16 protein-coding genes are annotated in these 17094 nt (G+C 68.3%); 12 read left to right on the plus strand and 4 right to left on the minus strand.

What is annotated here, in order from left to right; translation table 11 throughout:
• Positions 1-104 precede the first annotated feature (104 nt).
• The 11 genes from dnaN to NKJ47_RS00885 all read left to right on the plus strand — a co-directional run bounded on the left by dnaN (position 105) and on the right by NKJ47_RS00885 (position 11830).
• Complete coding sequence (gene dnaN / locus NKJ47_RS00835) at positions 105-1205, plus strand: DNA polymerase III subunit beta (RefSeq protein ID WP_254459698.1); 1101 nt, start codon at positions 105-107, stop codon at positions 1203-1205.
• A gap of 499 nt (positions 1206-1704) precedes the next feature.
• Entirely contained in the window at positions 1705-2805 is a 1101-nt protein-coding gene (gene recF / locus NKJ47_RS00840; protein ID WP_254459699.1) for a DNA replication/repair protein RecF, read from the plus strand.
• Positions 2806-2918: 113 nt separating this feature from the next.
• On the plus strand, positions 2919-5381 hold the full coding sequence (gyrB, locus tag NKJ47_RS00845) for a DNA topoisomerase (ATP-hydrolyzing) subunit B (RefSeq protein ID WP_254459700.1): 2463 nt from the start codon (positions 2919-2921) through the stop codon (positions 5379-5381).
• Positions 5382-5459: 78 nt separating this feature from the next.
• On the plus strand, positions 5460-6311 hold the full coding sequence (locus tag NKJ47_RS00850) for a CPBP family intramembrane glutamic endopeptidase (protein ID WP_254459701.1): 852 nt from the start codon (positions 5460-5462) through the stop codon (positions 6309-6311).
• A 68-nt stretch (positions 6312-6379) separates the two neighbouring features.
• Positions 6380-7186 (plus strand): M48 family metallopeptidase, encoded by an 807-nt coding sequence (locus NKJ47_RS00855; protein ID WP_254459702.1) that lies wholly within the window; start codon positions 6380-6382, stop codon positions 7184-7186.
• 159 nt (positions 7187-7345) lie between these two features.
• A complete protein-coding gene (locus NKJ47_RS00860; RefSeq protein WP_254459703.1) occupies positions 7346-8539 on the plus strand; it encodes a tetratricopeptide repeat protein in 1194 nt (397 codons plus the stop codon).
• Positions 8540-8691: 152 nt separating this feature from the next.
• The gene (locus NKJ47_RS00865; RefSeq protein WP_254459704.1) at positions 8692-9366 is read left to right on the plus strand and encodes an energy transducer TonB; all 675 of its coding nucleotides are present in this window, start codon (positions 8692-8694) and stop codon (positions 9364-9366) included.
• A 96-nt stretch (positions 9367-9462) separates the two neighbouring features.
• Positions 9463-10227, plus strand: a complete 765-nt coding sequence (exbB, locus tag NKJ47_RS00870) for a TonB-system energizer ExbB (protein ID WP_254459705.1) — start codon at positions 9463-9465, stop codon at positions 10225-10227.
• 40 nt (positions 10228-10267) lie between these two features.
• Positions 10268-10693: an ExbD/TolR family protein gene (locus tag NKJ47_RS00875; RefSeq protein WP_254459706.1), complete on the plus strand. Its 426-nt coding sequence runs from the start codon at positions 10268-10270 to the stop codon at positions 10691-10693.
• Between the two features lie 3 nt (positions 10694-10696).
• Entirely contained in the window at positions 10697-11110 is a 414-nt protein-coding gene (locus NKJ47_RS00880) for an ExbD/TolR family protein (protein WP_010340665.1), read from the plus strand.
• A gap of 312 nt (positions 11111-11422) precedes the next feature.
• Positions 11423-11830, plus strand: a complete 408-nt coding sequence (locus NKJ47_RS00885) for an ExbD/TolR family protein (protein WP_254459707.1) — start codon at positions 11423-11425, stop codon at positions 11828-11830.
• A gap of 200 nt (positions 11831-12030) precedes the next feature.
• On the opposite strand, the gene NKJ47_RS00890 is transcribed toward NKJ47_RS00885, so the two are convergent.
• From NKJ47_RS00890 to cls, 3 genes are all read right to left on the minus strand, one after another.
• Positions 12031-12783, minus strand: a complete 753-nt coding sequence (locus NKJ47_RS00890; protein ID WP_254459708.1) for a pyridoxine 5'-phosphate synthase — start codon at positions 12781-12783, stop codon at positions 12031-12033.
• A gap of 12 nt (positions 12784-12795) precedes the next feature.
• Positions 12796-13062, minus strand: coding sequence for a hypothetical protein (locus NKJ47_RS00895; RefSeq protein ID WP_010340662.1), 267 nt, complete (start codon positions 13060-13062; stop codon positions 12796-12798).
• A gap of 99 nt (positions 13063-13161) precedes the next feature.
• A complete protein-coding gene (gene cls, locus NKJ47_RS00900) occupies positions 13162-14634 on the minus strand; it encodes a cardiolipin synthase (protein ID WP_254459709.1) in 1473 nt (490 codons plus the stop codon).
• A gap of 388 nt (positions 14635-15022) precedes the next feature.
• Between cls and NKJ47_RS00905 the strand changes: the two genes are divergently transcribed.
• On the plus strand, positions 15023-16108 hold the full coding sequence (locus NKJ47_RS00905; protein WP_254459710.1) for a PA0069 family radical SAM protein: 1086 nt from the start codon (positions 15023-15025) through the stop codon (positions 16106-16108).
• A 113-nt stretch (positions 16109-16221) separates the two neighbouring features.
• Here the strand turns inward: NKJ47_RS00905 and NKJ47_RS00910 are convergent, their stop codons facing one another.
• Positions 16222-16929 carry a 2OG-Fe(II) oxygenase gene (locus tag NKJ47_RS00910; RefSeq protein WP_254459711.1) on the minus strand — a complete coding sequence of 236 codons (708 nt, stop codon included), beginning with the start codon at positions 16927-16929 and terminating at the stop codon, positions 16222-16224.
• Positions 16930-17094 lie beyond the last annotated feature (165 nt).

Consider the following 17094-nt stretch of genomic DNA (forward strand, 5'->3'; position numbering starts at 1 on the left):
GTTTTCAGTGGCTTGAGCTACATTTGCACCGAATTTCGCTCTACCATCACCACCAAGCTTTTGATTTATTCCACATCTTTTAAAGCATAGGGGCACGGAACCACATGCGTTTCACACTGCAGCGCGAAGCCTTCCTCAAGCCATTGGCGCAAGTCGTCAATGTGGTCGAACGCCGCCAGACCTTGCCGGTTCTGGCCAACTTCCTGGTGCAGGTGCACGGCGGCCAGCTGTCGCTGACCGGTACCGACCTGGAAGTGGAAATGGTCTCGCGCATTGCGGTCGACGATGCCCAGGACGGCGAAACCACGATCCCGGCGCGCAAGCTGTTCGAGATCGTGCGTGCCCTGCCCGACGGCAGCAAGGTCACCGTGTCCCAGTCCGGCGACAAGATCACCGTGCAGGCCGGCCGCAGCCGCTTCACCCTGGCCACGCTGCCCGCCAACGACTTCCCGTCCGTCGACGAAGTGGAAGCCACCGAGCGCGTGGTGGTGCCGGAAGCCGCATTGAAGGAACTGATCGAGCGCACCGCCTTCGCGATGGCGCAGCAGGACGTGCGCTATTACCTCAACGGCCTGCTGTTCGACCTGCGCGACCAGACCTTGCGCTGCGTGGCCACCGACGGCCATCGCCTGGCGCTGTGCGAGACCGAGTTGGAGAACGCCGGCGGCGCCAAGCGCCAGATCATCGTGCCGCGCAAGGGCGTGACCGAGTTGCAGCGCCTGCTGGAAGGCGGCGAGCGCGAAGTGGAGCTGGAAGTCGGCCGCGCGCACGTGCGGGTCAAGCGCGACGATGTCACCTTCACCTCCAAGCTGATCGACGGCCGCTTCCCCGATTACGAAGCGGTGATCCCGATCGGGGCCGACCGTGAGGTCAAGCTGGATCGCGAAATCCTGCGCGCGGCGCTGCAGCGTGCGGCGATCCTGTCCAACGAGAAGTACCGCGGCGTGCGCGTGGAAGTCTCCCCGGGCCAGCTGAAGATCAGCGCGCACAACCCGGAGCAGGAAGAAGCGCAGGAAGAAGTCGAAGCGGACACCAAGGTCAGCGACCTGGCGATCGGCTTCAACGTGAACTACCTGCTCGACGCGCTGTCCGCGCTGCGCGAGGAGTTCGTGGTGATCCAGTTGCGCGACGCCAACTCCTCCGCCCTCGTTCGCGAAGCCAGCAGCGCCCGCTCGCGCCACGTCGTGATGCCGCTGCGTCTCTGACATCCTCGTTTCGTGTTCCACGTGGAACACGCGCGAAAAGCGACCCGGCCTTGTGCCGGGTTTTCTTTTTTTGCCGTGCCAGGAAGCCTGGAAACCGCCGCAGTACGCAAGTCCATGCCAGCTAGGACGGTTGATGCAGATCCAACAGGCACTGATATGCCGTCGAGGGAAGCCAACCGCGCCCCGCATGGCCGCAGCATCGCCCGCGAATCGAATGGCATTCGAGGCGCCCGGAGCCTCGCGCTGACGATCGACGGGACGAAGCCGAGACGCAGAGCGCCTTTGCTCCCAGGCGTCCTCTGCTTTCGCGCACGTCTTCCGCCCGCGTCCGATGGCCCGCCCGGCCGCCTCCGTAGGCATCGCAGCAGGCCACCCAGTGGCTGGGTCCCGAACATGGCTGCCCTACCAACGCCTGACGGTCGTTTTAGGTATGCTGCCGCCCTGCCCTCAACCCCGATCTGCGTGCGCCCGGTGCGAGCGCCTTCGCCTCTATCCCCGCATGCACGTCTCCCGCCTCGATTTCCATCACCTGCGCCGGTTCGCGTCGCTCGAGCTGGCGCCCGCGCCCGGGCTGAACCTGATCACCGGCGACAACGGCGCCGGCAAGACCACCGTCCTCGAAGCCATGCACCTGATGGCCTACGGCCGCAGCTTCCGCGGTCGTGTGCGCGATGGACTGGTCAGCCAGGGTCAGGAAGCGCTGGACGTCTTCGTCGAATGGCAGGAACAGGCGGGCGACGCAGGCACGCCGCGTCGGCGTCGCGCCGGACTGCGCCACAGCGGCCAGGACTGGCGTGGACGTCTCGATGGCCAGGACGTCGCCCATCTCGGCACGCTGTGCGCAGCGCTCGCGGTGGTCACCTTCGAGCCGGGCAGCCATCTGCTGGTCAGCGGCGGTGGCGAGCCCCGCCGCCGCTTCGTCGATTGGGGCTTGTTCCACGTGGAACCTGATTTCCTGTCGCTGTGGCGGCGCTATGCCCGCGCGCTCAAGCAGCGTAACGCCCTGCTCAAGAGCGGCGGCAGCGGCGCGGCGCTCGACGCCTGGGATCACGAACTGGCCGAGTCCGGCGAGCCGCTGACCTCGCGGCGCCAGGACTACCTGGATCGGCTGCTGCACCGCCTGCTCGCGCTCGCCCCGGATCTGGCGCCGGCGCTAGGCATCTCCCATCTGCAGTTCGCGCCCGGCTGGCGCCGCCAGGAGGTGTCCCTGGCCGATGCGCTGTTGCTCAACCGCGAGCGCGACCGGCAGCTGGGCTATACCTCGGCCGGCCCGCATCGTGCCGACTGGAGCCTGAGTTTCGCCGAGATTCCCGGCCGCGACGCCCTGTCCCGCGGCCAGGCCAAGCTCACCGCCCTGGCCTGCCTGCTGGCCCAGGCCGAGGACTACGCCGAACAACGCGGCGAATGGCCGGTGATCGCCCTGGACGACCTGGCCTCTGAACTGGACCGCCACCATCAGGGCCGGGTGCTGGAGCGGCTGCGTGCCGGGCCGGCGCAGGTCTTCGTCACCGCCACCGAAACCCCGCAGGCGCTGGCCGATGCCACGCTGCCGATCGCTCGGTTCCACGTGGAACATGGCCAGATCCTGGCTGTTTCCTAGGCCGCCGCGGGCCGGGCGGCCCGGGCTGCTATAATTTCCACCAATCCCCTATCCAGCGGCGCGAACCGGCCCCGGCCCGTCTTCGCCGCCTCGTGGAGCCTACGGCACGCGCAATGACCGACGAACAGAACACCCCGGCAAGCAACGGCAACTATGACGCCAACAGCATCACCGCCCTGGAAGGGCTGGAGGCGGTCCGCAAGCGGCCCGGCATGTACATCGGCGACGTCCATGACGGCACCGGCCTGCATCACATGGTGTTCGAGGTCGTCGACAACTCCATCGACGAAGCCCTGGCCGGGCACGCCGACCATGTCACGGTGACCATCCACGCCGACGGTTCGGTGTCGGTGTCCGACAACGGCCGCGGCATCCCGGTCGGCAAGCACGCGCAGATGAGCGCCAAGCTCGGCCGCGAGGTCTCGGCGGCCGAGGTGGTGATGACCGTGCTGCATGCCGGCGGCAAGTTCGACGACAACAGCTACAAGGTGTCCGGCGGCCTGCACGGCGTGGGCGTCAGCGTGGTCAATGCGCTCTCGGAGAAGCTGCTGCTGGACGTGTTCCAGGGCGGCTTCCACTACCAGCAGGAATTCAGCAACGGCGCGGCCGTGGCGCCGCTCAAGCAACTGGGCGAGACCACCCAGCGCGGCACCACCGTGCGCTTCTGGCCGTCGGTGGTGGCCTTCCACAACAACGTGGAATTCCACTACGACATCCTGGCCCGGCGCCTGCGCGAGCTGTCCTTCCTCAATTCCGGGGTCAAGATCGTGCTCGCCGACGAGCGCGGCGAGGGCCGCCGCGACGACTTCCACTACGAGGGCGGCATCCGCAGCTTCGTCGAGCACCTGGCGCAGCTGAAGACCCCGCTGCACCCGAACGTGATCTCGGTCACCGGCGAGCACAACGGCATCACCGTGGACGTGGCGCTGCAGTGGACCGACTCCTACCAGGAGACGATGTACTGCTTCACCAACAACATCCCGCAGAAGGACGGCGGCACCCACCTGGCCGGCTTCCGCGGCGCGCTGACCCGCGTGCTCAACACCTACATCGAACAGAACGGCATCGCCAAGCAGGCCAAGATCAACTTGACCGGCGACGACATGCGCGAAGGCATGATCGCGGTGCTGTCGGTCAAGGTGCCGGATCCGAGCTTCTCCAGCCAGACCAAGGAGAAGCTGGTCAGCTCCGACGTGCGCCCGGCAGTGGAAAACGCCTTCGGCGCGCGCCTGGAGGAGTTCCTGCAGGAGAACCCCAACGAGGCCAAGGCCATCGCCGGCAAGATCGTCGATGCCGCCCGTGCCCGCGAGGCCGCGCGCAAGGCCCGCGACCTGACCCGTCGCAAGGGCGCGCTGGACATCGCCGGCCTGCCCGGCAAGCTGGCCGACTGCCAGGAAAAGGACCCGGCGCTGTCGGAGCTGTTCATCGTCGAGGGTGACTCGGCGGGCGGCTCGGCCAAGCAGGGCCGCAACCGCAAGAACCAGGCGGTGCTGCCGCTGCGCGGCAAGATCCTCAACGTCGAGCGCGCGCGCTTCGACCGCATGCTGTCCTCCGACCAGGTCGGCACGCTGATCACCGCGCTGGGCACCGGCATCGGCCGCGACGAGTACAACCCGGACAAGCTGCGCTACCACCGCATCATCATCATGACCGACGCCGACGTCGACGGCGCGCACATCCGCACCCTGCTGCTGACCTTCTTCTACCGGCAGATGCCGGAGCTGATCGAGCGCGGCTACGTCTACATCGGCCTGCCGCCGCTGTACCGGCTCAAGCAGGGCAAGCAGGAGCTGTACCTGAAGGACGACAACGCGCTCAACGCCTACCTGGCCAGCAGCGCGGTCGAAGGCGCGGCGCTGGTCCCGGCCAGCAACGAGCCGCCGATCACCGGCGCGGCGCTGGAGAAGCTGCTGCTGCTGTTCGCCAGCGCCAACGAGGCGGTGGCGCGCAATGCGCACCGCTACGACCCGGCGCTGCTGAGCGCGCTGATCGACCTGCCGCCGCTGGACGTGGCCCAGCTCGAGGCCGAGGGCGAGGCGCATCCGAGCCTGGAGGCGCTGCAGGCGGTGCTCAACCGCGGCAGCCTGGGCTCGGCCCGCTACAGCCTGCGTTTCCAGCCGGCCAACGCGCAGCGCCCGGCCACCCTGCTGGTCGAGCGCCGGCACATGGGCGAGGAAACCACCTACGTGTTGCCGATGGCGGTGTTCGAGAGCGGCGAGCTGCGGCCGCTGCGCGAGGTCGCGCTGGCGCTGAACGGGCTGGTGCGCGAGGGCGCGCAGATCGTGCGCGGCAACAAGACCCAGGCGATCACCAGCTTCGCCCAGGCCTACGCCTGGCTGTTCGAGGAGGCCAAGAAGGGCCGCCAGATCCAGCGCTTCAAGGGCCTGGGCGAAATGAACGCCGAGCAGCTGTGGGAGACCACGGTGAATCCCGATACGCGCCGCCTGCTGCAGGTGCGCATCGAGGACGCGGTTGCCGCCGACCAGATCTTCAGCACCTTGATGGGCGACGTGGTCGAACCGCGCCGCGACTTCATCGAGGAGAACGCGCTGAAGGTCGCCAACCTCGACATCTGACCGCGGCGGCGGCCGCCCCGGCGCGTGCCGGGGCCGGCTGCCCTCCGTGCCTTCCGCCCGCTTCCGCGCAGGACCGCGATGACCGCACCGCCGCCGTTGCCCGCCGCTCCGCTGTCTTTGTCCTCCCCGCAGGCGCCGACCCGTCCGCGCCGGCCGATCCTCGGTTTCTTCCTCGACGTGCTGCTGGCGGCGGTGGTGCTGCTGGCGGTGAGCGTGCTGTGCGGCCTGGTCTGGGGCGTGCTGCGCGGCTTCCAGCTGGCCATGCAGCTGAAGGCGCAGGGCATTCCCGCCGATCGCCTCGCCACGCTGGTCGCGCAGCAGGTCGGCCAGCCCGGGGCGCTGGCGCAACTGCTGATCGCGCTGGTCAGTACCCTGTCCGCGGCGTTGCTGCTGTACTTCCTGCGCCGTCCGGCCAGCGCCGCCGAGCGCCGTGCCTCGTGGCAGGCCGCGCGCACGCCGTCGACCTGGGGCTGGGTGCTGCTGGTCGCGGTCGGGGTGTTCGTCGGCAGCGCGGCGATCTCCGCGGTGTCGGCGCAGATCGGCGTCAAGCCGGTGCCGACCAACCTGCCGCTGATGCAGGAGGCGATGGCGCAGATGCCGCTGTTCCTGTGCGTGTTCGCGGTGCTGATCGCGCCGGCCTACGAGGAACTGCTGTTCCGCCGCGTGCTGTTCGGGCGGCTGTGGGATGCGGGCCGGCCGCGGCTGGGCATGCTGCTCAGCGGCGCCGCTTTCGCCCTGGTGCACGAGGTGCCCGGGACCACCGGCAACGGCCTGGCCGAGACCGCGCAGCTGTGGCTGGTCTACGGCGGCATGGGCGTCGCGTTCGCCTGGCTGTACAAGCGCACCGGCACCTTGTGGGCGCCGATCGCCGCGCACGGGCTCAACAATGCCATCGCGGTCGCCGGACTGTACTGGTTTGGCGCAACCTGAAGGTTTGTTTGACGAAATGTTAAGACGCGTCACCCCACACTGCGACGCGTGTTAGGAGGGGGGACCGTATGAAGCAAGGGGTACTTGGCGCATCGCTCGCGATGCTGCTGGCAGCATGTGCGACGACGACGTCGCCAACCGGGCGCACCCAGGTCGTGGGGGGCATTTCGCAGCAACAACTCGACCAGATGGGCGCGCAGGCGTTCGCCGAAGCCAAGGCCAAGGAACCGCTGGACACCGATCCCAAGCGCAATGCCTACGTGCGCTGCGTGGTCAACGCGCTGGTCGCGCAGCTGCCCGCGCAATGGCGCGGCACCGGCTGGGAAACGGCGCTGTTCAACGACAAGGAACCCAACGCGTTCGCCCTGCCCGGCGGCAAGGTCGGGGTCAACAGCGGCATCTTCAGCGTGGCCAAGAACCAGGACCAGCTCGCCGCCGTGCTCGGCCACGAGATCGGCCACGTCATCTCGCGCCATCACGAAGAACGCATCACCCGCCAGCTCGGCGCGCAGGCGGGGCTGAGCGTGATCGGCGCCCTGGCCGGCGCACGCTATGGCCAGGGCGCGGCCGACACCATCGGCCAGGTCGGCGGCATGACCGCGCAGACGCTGTTCCTGCTGCCGGGTTCGCGCCAGCAGGAAACCGAGGCGGACGTGGTCGGCCAGCGCCTGATGGCGCAGGCCGGTTTCGATCCGGCGCAGGCGGTGGACCTGTGGAAGAACATGATGGCCGCCGGCGGCCAACGTCCGCCGCAATGGCTCTCCACCCACCCCGATCCCAGTGCCCGCATCGGCGAGCTGCAGCGCGACGTCGCCGCGCTCGAACCGGTGTACGCGCAGGCGCGCAGCGCCGGCAGGACGCCCAAGTGCGGCTGAGCCGGCCGTCGTCCCCGCACCTGTCGCCGGCACTGTCACAGAAAACGCATCCAAAAACGTTTTCACGGCGTACAGGTTTCTGATAGGTTTGCTGGCTCGGCCGAGGGATGGCCGCTCCGTCTTCCGTGCCGCTCCGGGCGGTTTCCACCGAGGTGACCCATGAAATTCCGCATCCGCAAGCAAGCGTTGTTGTCCCTGGTGATCGCCTCCGCCCTCGGTGGCGCGGTGGTGACCGATGCCGCTGCGCAGAGCGATCGCACCGACCACCGCTCCTCGCGCAACGCGAAGAACGAGAAGGCGGCGGTGCTGTTCCCGAATGCCGACCGCAAGGAGCCCAACGGCAAGCCGTCCTCCAAGGTGGGCAGCAAGCTGCAGAAGCTGATCGACACCTACAACAAGGGCGAGGACTACGCGTCGGTGCGCGCCCAGGCCGACGAGATCCTGGCCAACGGCGGCGCCAACGACTACGACAAGTCGGTCGCCGCGCAGCTGGCCGCGCAGGCCGCCTACAACCTCGACGACAGCAAGGCCGCGCAGGCGTACCTGAAGCAGGCGATCCAGCTCAACGGCCTGGACAACAACGGCCACTTCCAGTCGATGCTGATGCTGGCGCAGCTGCAGCTGCAGGACGACCAGACCGCCGAAGGCCTGGCCACGCTGGACAAGTTCCTCGCCGAATCCAAGTCGACCCGCCCGGAAGACCTGATCCTCAAGGGCCAGGCGCTGTACCAGGCGCAGCGCTACCAGGAAGCGATCCCGGCGCTGAAGCAGGCGATCGCCGCATCGCCGGATCCGAAGGACAGCTGGAACCAGTTGCTGATGGCGTCCTACGCCGAAGCCGGCCAGACCGGCGAAGCGGTCAAGGCCGCCGAGGCGCTGGCCGCCAAGTCGCCCAACGACAAGAAGGCCCAGCTCAACCTGGCCAGCATGTACATGCAGGCCGACCAGATGGACAAGGCCGCGGCGGTGATGGACAAGCTGCGTGCTGCCGGTCAGCTGACCGACGAGAAGGAGTACAAGCAGCTGTACTCGATCTACGCCAACACCGAGGGCCACGAGAAGGACGTCATCGCGGTCATCAACGAAGGCATGCAGAAGGGCATTCTGAAGCCGGACTACCAGACCTACCTGGCGCTGGCGCAGTCGTACTACTACACCGACCAGCTGCCGCAGGCGATCGAGAACTGGCAGAAGGCCGCGCCGCTGTCCAAGGACGGCGAGACCTATCTCAACCTGGCCAAGGTGCTGCATTCGGAAGGCCGTGTCGCCGAAGCCAAGCAGGCGGCCCAGCAGGCGCTGGCCAAGGGCGTCAAAAAGCCCGAAGACGCGAAGAAGATCATCAACCTGAAGTAGCACGCAAAAAAAGCCCCCGAAGACCAGTGCTGAAAGTAGTGCAGGTAACAGGGATTGGTATAAGCTTGGAGGTTCCTGCGGTGTCATCACCGCGTGAACTTGGGTTCCGCTCCCCAGCGAAATCCGCCCCCCTTTAATCGAGTCATTGGCGCATGACGGAACAACTGGTCATCCATCGGCATTACGACAAAGATGACGCCTCCGGCCTCAGCTGGCCGCGCATCATCGGTATTGCCTTCGTAATCGCGCTGCACCTCGCAGCGCTGATGTTGCTGCTGATTCCGGCCGTGGCGCCCAAGGCGGTCGCGGAGAAGGAACGCAACATCATGGTCACCCTGGTGGACGCACCGCCGCCGCCTCCCCCGCCGCCGCCGCCGCCGCCGAAGCCGCCGGAGACCCCGCCGCCGCCGGTGAAGAACCTGGCGCCGCCGAAGCCGACCCCGCTGCCGCCGCCGCCGGAAGCCCCGGTGATCGACGTGCCGGAGCCGCGCCCGAACGACATCGCCACGCCGCCGTCGCCGCCCGCGCCGCCGGCCGCACCGTCCGACATCAGCGCTAGCGTCGATATCTCGTCGAAGAACATGAACCCGCCGAAGTACCCGCCGGCTGCATTCCGGTCGGGCGCGCAGGGTGAAGTGATCTTGATCATCGATGTCGATGCCAGTGGTAACGTCACGAACGTTGCCGTCGAGAAATCCAGCCGCAACCGCGACCTGGACCGCGCCGCCATGGAAGCAGCGCGCAAGTGGCGGTTCAATGCCGCTGTCGTCAATGGACAGAAGACCGCCGGCCGCGTCCGCGTCCCGGTCAACTTCGCGCTGAACTGATACAAAGGTCCGCGGGCCGGCGCACCGCCGGTCCGCACGGCCTGTCTACTCTTTGCACCACCCTCATCACCACCACACACAACAAAGGTAAGCGTCATGCTGCAGGAAATTTTCATCGCCGCTGCTGCGGGGGGCAACAACGCATCGAACGCCCTGTCGCAGATGGGCTTCGAGCACCTGATCACCGAAATGACCTCCAAGCCGGGTGACTTCGCCGTCTCCTGGGTGGTGCTCATCACCCTGATCATCATGTCCGCCTCGTCCTGGTACTGGACGATCATCAACATCTTCCGCGCCACCCGCCTGAAGAGCCAGGCCGACCGCGTCACCAGCCTGTTCTGGGACACCCCGAACGCGCAGGACGCCATCCGTGCGATGGAAGAGCAGCCGGCCTCCGAGCCGTTCTCGAAGATCGCTCTGGACGCTGCGCAGGCCGCCGCGCACCACCAGCGCGCCGAAGCCGGCACCGGCACCGGCCTGGGCGAGAGCCTGAGCCGTTCGGAGTTCGTCGACCGCGCCCTGCGTCAGGCCGTGACCCGCGAAAGCACCAAGCTGCAGTCGGGCATGACCCTGCTGGCGACCGTCGGTGCGACCGCGCCGTTCGTCGGTCTGCTCGGTACCGTGTGGGGCATCTACGGCGCCCTGATCAAGATCGGTGCCACCGGCTCCGCCTCGATCGACGCCGTGGCCGGCCCGGTGGGTGAAGCGCTGATCATGACCGCGATCGGTCTGTTCGTCGCGATCCCGGCCGTGTTCGCCTTCAACTTCTTCAGCAAGGTCAACAGCTCGGTGATCGCCAAGTTCGACACCTTCGCGCACGACCTGCACGACTTCTTCGCCACCGGCTCGCGCGTTCGCTGATCCCGGCTAAGTCGTCCACGCAACGTTAACGGAGCCCGTTATGGCTTTCAGTAGTGGAAACAGCGGCGGCCCCATGGCCGACATCAACGTCACGCCCCTCGTGGACGTGATGCTGGTGCTGCTGATCATCTTCATCATCACGGCACCGCTGATGTCCCACAAGGTCAAGGTGGATCTGCCCCAAGCCAACTTGAAGCAGGATCCGGACAAGGACGACAAGCGTTCGAATCCGATCACGCTGGCGGTCAAGGAAGACGGGTCGCTGTACTGGAACGATGAGCCGATCTCCAAGGAAACCCTGGAGTCGCGCTTCTCGACCGCTGCACAGCAGACCCCGCAGCCGCCGCTCAACCTGCGTGGCGACCGCACCACCAAGATGCGCACGATCAACGAGATCACCAAGATCGCGCAGGGTCAGGGCATGCTGGACGTCGGCTTCGTTGCGACCAAAGAGAAGGGGAACTGAGCCATGGCGTTCAGCTCAGGAGGCGGCCGTGGTCCCATGGCCGACATCAACGTCACGCCGCTGGTCGACGTGATGCTGGTGCTGTTGATCATCTTCATCGTGACCGCGCCGATCATGACCTACCCGATCGACGTGGATCTGCCGCAGCGGGTCATCAACCCGCCGCCGCAGTTGCGCGATCCGCCGCCGCCGATCGATCTGCGGATCGATGCGTCGAACCAGGTGTTCTGGAACAACAGCCCGGTGGCGGTGAGTGCGCTCCCGCAGATGATGGAAAACGAAGTCCAGCGCGATCCGACCAACCAGCCGGAACTGCGCATCGATGCCAATCCGGATTCCGAGTACGAAGTGATGGCCAAGGTGCTGGCCGCCGCCAAGAACTCGGACATGAAGAAGATCGGCTTCGTGCAGCAATAAGCTTCAACGCAATACGCTTTACCGCAACACCTCAGTCATGACGCGACTGCAAACGCCACCGGCAACGGTGGCGTTTTTTTATGCGCGCGTCGGGTGCGGCTGCATTCGCCCGGTACGCCTGCGGTCGAGCGCGGCGGAGCGACGCGCCGCCCGATGCGCCGGATCCGCGGATGTCCTTCGACCGGGCGGCCCTGCCCGTTCCCCGCCGCCGCGAGCCTGCGAGCCGACGCCATCCTCGTCGCCGCCCCTCGCGCACCGCCGCGGCACGGGTGTAGGCTGGTGGCGCGACACCACACCCACAGGAGGCTGGCCATGGCGTTCAGTGCTGCAGGGAATCGGGGACCGCTGGCGGAGATCAATGTCACCCCGCTGGTCGATGTGATGCTGGTGCTGTTGATCATTTTCATCGTCACCGCACCGATGCTGACGCGGACGATCACCATGGACCTGCCGCAGCACACCACCGCGCCATCGCGGCCGTTGCCGCCGCCCGACCCGATCCAGCTGCGCCTGGACGCCTCGGGTCAGTTGTTCTGGAACGCCGCGCCGTTGCCCTTGCGCGATCTGCAGCCACGCCTGCAGGAGGCGATGGCGCAGGCCAGCGACAATCCGCCTGAGTTGCGCATCGATGCCAGCCCGGATGCGGACTACGATGCCATGGCCAAGGTGCTGGCGGCGGCGAAGAACGCCGACGTGCAGCGCATCGGCTTCGTGCAGTAACAGGCGCCCCGCGATGCGACGCCATCGTCGCCGATGGCGTCGTGCGCACAGGCACTGCTCGCGTCGCTCCGCTTGGGAGGGCGCAAGACGCACGTTGATCGGATTGCGCGGATCGCGGCCCCCTCGCGGATCGCGACCGCTGCGCCTGCGAAGAGCGCAGGATTCCCAGGGGAGCGCCAGCCCCGCGCTGTCGGCTTCGCTCAGCGGACGCCGGCCAGCACCGCCAGATACGCCTTCACCGTGGCATCGAGCCCGGCGTACAGGGCTTCGCTGATCAGTGCGTGGCCGATCGACACTTCCAGCACCTGCGGCACCGTCGCCAGGAACGCGCCGAGATTGGCCTGGGCCAGGTCGTGGCCGGCGTTGACGCCGAGCCCGGCCGCCTGCGCGCGGCGTGCGGCGGCGGCGAACGGCGCTGCCGCGGCGCTGTCGCCCTGCTCCCACGCGGCGGCATAGGGGCCGGTATAGAGCTCGATGCGGTCGGCGCCCAGTTCGGCCGCCACCGCCAGGTCGGGATTGTCGGCATCCACGAACAGGCTGACCCGGCAGCCCAGCGCCTTCAGTTCGGCGATCAGCGGGCGCAGGCGCGCACTGTCGCGGCCGAAGTCGAAGCCGTGGTCGGAGGTCAGTTGGGCGTCGCTGTCCGGGACCAGGGTGGCCTGCGCCGGGCGCGCCTGCGCGCACAGGGCGATCAGCCCCGGATAGCCGGGCCGCGGCGGCGCGAACGGGTTGCCCTCGATGTTGAATTCGACGCCGCGCTCGCCGGTCAATGCGGCCAGCGCCAGCACGTCCTCGGCATGGATGTGGCGCCGGTCCGGGCGCGGGTGCACGGTGATGCCGTGCGCGCCGGCGTCCAGGCAGGCGCGCGCGGCCTCGAGCACGCTGGGCAGGTCGCCGCCGCGCGAATTGCGCAGCACCGCGATCTTGTTGACGTTGACGCTGAGCTTGGTCATCGCCGGCGCCGCTTACGGCGCCGCGGCGTCGTCGCTGGCGGCGGCCGCGGCGCGGCGCGCCTCGGCCTGCTCGCGCAGCCGGCGCAGTTCGGCCGGATCGATCATCGGCATCGCGTCGCGCTGGCTGGCGTCGCCGATCTTGGCCACGTACCAGCCGCGCGCCCAGGCCAGCAGGAAGGCCAGGGCGGCCAGCAGGCTCACCACCAGCAACCACATGTGCGGCGTCGTGAACGCCAGAACGAACGCACCCAGCGCGAGCGGCAGAAAGAGCCAGTACATGACGATCTCCCCAAGGATGGCGCAGTGTAGCGCCGGCGGGCGTGCCGGTTCCACGTGGCGCCGCGCAGTCCGGGTGCAGGGGCGCCACGCCGGCCGCGGCTACAGCAGCGGCGAGGTCAGCCGCGCCACCGCCTCCGGCAGCCGGTAGCGCCACAGCGAGCGCTTGCGGTCGTCGCGCACGCGCACCGCGTTGGCCATCTCGCCCTCCAGCAACTCGGTCAGTTGCCGGGTCAGCCCACGGTCGCGGAACAGCGTGGCCACTTCGAAATTGAGCCGGAAACTGCGGTTGTCGAAGTTGGCGCTGCCGACCAGGCACAGATCCTCGTCGGTGACCAGCGCCTTGGTGTGCAGCATGCGCGGGCCGTACTCGTAGATCTGGACCCCGGCCTGCAGCAGTTCGTCGAAGTACGAGCGCGCGGCCAGCGTCACCAGCCGCGAGTCGCTGCGCTTGGGCACCAGCAGGCGCACGTCCAGCCCGCCCAGCGCCGCCGAGGTCAGCGCCATGCGCGCGGCCTCGCCAGGCACGAAGTACGGCGTGACCAGCCACACCCGCCGCTGTGCCTCGTAGATCGCCGCCACCTGCAGCCGGTGGATGCTCTCCCACGACGAATCCGGCCCCGACACCAGCACCTGCGCCTGGATCGTGCCGTCGGCGCGGCTGGGCATGTCGCTGGGCCAGATCCGCGCCATGTCGAAGGCGTCGCGGCCCTGCCGGGTGGCGTACAGCCAGTCTTCCACGAACACCAGTTGCAGGCTGCGCACCACATGGCCTTCGCAGCGCAGGTGCAGGTCGCGGTAGGCATCGGCGCGCAGCGCCTCGTTCTCTTCGTCGGTGACGTTGATGCCGCCGGTGAAGGCGATGCGGCCGTCGATCACCACGATCTTGCGGTGGGTGCGCAGGTTGACCCAGGGCCGCTTGAACTTGAACGGCCGCAGCAACTGGGTGGGATGGAACCAGGCCACCTCGGCGCCGGCCTCCAGCAGCGGCCGCAGGAAGCGCTTGCGCACGTGCGAGGAGCCGACCGCGTCCAGCAACAGGCGCACCCGCACGCCGGCGCGGGCGCGTTCGACCAGCGCGTCGCGGATGCGCGTGCCGGTGCGGTCGGGATTGAAGATGTAGTACTCCAGGTGCACGTGGTGCTGCGCGGCGCCGATGTCGCGCACGATCGCCTCGTAGGTGGCCGCGCCGTCGACCAGCCACTGCACGGCGGTGGCCGAACTCGGCGCCAGGCCGGTGGTGGCCTGGGCGATCTTGGCCAGCTCCGTGCAGTCGGCGTCCGGCGGGCACACGCTGCTATAGTGCTCCATGCCCGAGCGCGAGCGGCCGCGGCGCAGGCGTTGCCGCTTCACCTTCTGCGGGCCCAGCAGGTAGTAGATGATGAAGCCCAGGTAGGGCAAGGCGGCCAGCGACAGCACCCAGCTCAGCGTCGCCGCCGGTTCGCGCTTCTGCAGCACGATCCAGCCGCTCAGCCACAGGATGTACAGCAGGTAGGCGGCGGTGAGATAGGCGCCGATGTGCGGGATCCCGGTCAGCCGGTCCCAGGTGTTCTGCAGAGTTGCGATGACGAGCATCGACGGATTCTAGAGGGTGGCGTGGCGATTGCGGCGAACGCGGTGCCGGCCCGGCGTCCGTGACCGGTCGGATCGCCCGCGCAGTTGCCTAGCGTGCCGACGCGACCCACACCGCCGACCAGCGCAGGAATGCAAAGGGGTATGACACGCGTTGGCGGCAACCGCGTGACGCCAAGGTGTCGGCGTTCGCGCGCGCCCGTGGCGAGATTCCGATTCGGCAAGCCGCGGCGGCGGTGTGGCTCGGCGCGGCGGGCGGCGGCGCTACCGACGCGTTCGCTGCCTGCGTCCGCTGCGGCGCCGGCCATGCCGCATGCGTCGGCCTGAAAGATTCAGTGCGGCGGCAGGCGCCGTCGCATCCGCCGAGACGGTCGGCGCGTAGCCTATGCCGATGAGCACTGCCATCAAGGGCCGCGGCGCCGGCAGCCATCTGCCCGGCCGCTTCGAACGCACCGTCAGCCAGGCCGAGGACGACGGCTGGCATCCCGACGACAGCGAAGAATTCGCCGAACCGCGCCTGCGCACGCAGGTGAGCGAGGAGACCGCGCGCAGCATCATCAGCCGCAACCAGTCGCCGGACGTGGGTTTCTCGCAGTCGGTGAACCCCTACCGCGGCTGTGAGCACGGCTGCAGCTACTGCTTCGCCCGTCCCAGCCACGCCTATCTGAACCTGTCGCCTGGGCTGGACTTCGAGACGCGGCTGTTCGCCAAGACCAATGCCCCGGAACTGTTGCGCCGCGAACTGGCCAAGCCGGGCTACGTGCCCAGCCCGATCGCGCTGGGCATCAACACCGACGCCTACCAGCCGATCGAACGCAAGCTGCAGCTGACCCGGCGCCTGATCGAGGTGTTCGCCGAAACCCGCCACCCGTTCTCGCTGATCACCAAGAACGCGCTGGTCGAGCGCGACCTGGACCTGCTGGCGCCGCTGGCCCGCGACAACCTGGTCAGCGTGCACTTCTCGGTGACCTCGCTGGACCCGCGGCTGTCGGCCCGCCTGGAGCCGCGCGCGTCGGCCCCGCATGCGCGGCTGCGCGCCATGCGCACCCTGCACGAAGCCGGGGTGCCGGTCGGGGTGATGGTGGCGCCGGTGATCCCCTGGATCAACGACCACGCGCTGGAAGCGGTGCTGGAGGCGGCCCGCGACGCCGGCGCCGAATCGGCCGGCTACGTGCTGCTGCGCCTGCCGCACGAAGTGGCGCCGCTGTTCCGCGACTGGCTGCAGGCGCACCATCCCGACCGCGCCGCGCACGTGATGAGCACGGTGCAGCAACTGCGCGGCGGCAAGGACTACGACAGCACCTTCGGCAAGCGCATGCGTGGCGAAGGCGTGTACGCCGACCTGCTGGCGCGGCGCTTCGCGCTGGCGCACAAGCGGCTGGGCTACGCCGCGTTCTCACGCCGGCAACTGGACTGCAGCCGCTTCGTCAAACCGCTGCCGCCACGACCGCCATCGCCGCAGGGCGAGCTGTTTTGAGCGGGGATTGGGGAGTCGGCACTGGGGAGTCGTAAACGCGGCACGGCGCGCCCGCCGCCATCGCACTCCAACTGTCAGGAACGCCGCTTTGACGATTCCCCATTCCCCATTCCCTACTCCCGGCCGTACAGCGCCTGCGCCGACTGGAACAGGATCCAGCTGGTGGCGATGAACTTGTCGCCGCGTTGCGGGCGGTTGCCGCGGTGGGTGTGGGTGAAGGCGGTCGGGGCGATCAGCAGGCTGCCGGCGCGTGGGGCGATCTTGCGGCGCTGGAACAGAAACTCGGTCTCGCCTTCCTCGAAATCGTCGTTGAGGTACAGGGTCCACAGCAGGTGCCGGTGCAGGGTCTCGGCGCCGGGATCGCGCGGGTACAGTTCGCAGTGCCAGTACGGATAGCCGCCCTCGCCCGCCTGGTACCACTGCAGGTTGATCGCGCCCGGACGCAGGCAGGTGCGCACCAGGTTGGACAGCGCCGCGTCGTCGAGCAGGGCGAAATCCTCGGCGCTGAGCCGGTGCGGCTGGCCGTCGGCGCCAGGCACCTGCAGCATCAGCGGCGAGATCAGCGTCTGCGGGTACTTGCGCAGGTAGCCGAGCAGCCCGCCGAACACCGCTTGCTGCAATCGCTCCTCCACGTCGCGCCACGGCTCCAGGCCGCTGATGCGCAGGTCGCGGCTGCGCTTGAGCTCGGGAAACACGCCGCTGCCGACCTCGCCAGGCCGCAACTGGGTGCTGCCGCGCAGGCGCCGCAGGATGACCGCACAGTCCTCACGGGACATGGCGCCCTCGAATACTTCGATGAAATCGGGATGCGTGTCGGACATCGCGCGACCTTACCAGCGATTCCGCGCCGCCGCAGCCATGGGCGACGCCGGATGCGACAGCGGGCGTCGCGTCGATGCCAGCGTGCGCGGGAGGCGATGCATCCGGGCGCGTCGTCGCGGGGGTATTCGTTCGCCCGCCGCGGTCGCGCCCGGCGCGTCCCACGG

This window comes from Xanthomonas sacchari (assembly GCF_024266585.1).
GTDB lineage: Bacteria > Pseudomonadota > Gammaproteobacteria > Xanthomonadales > Xanthomonadaceae > Xanthomonas_A > Xanthomonas_A sacchari_C.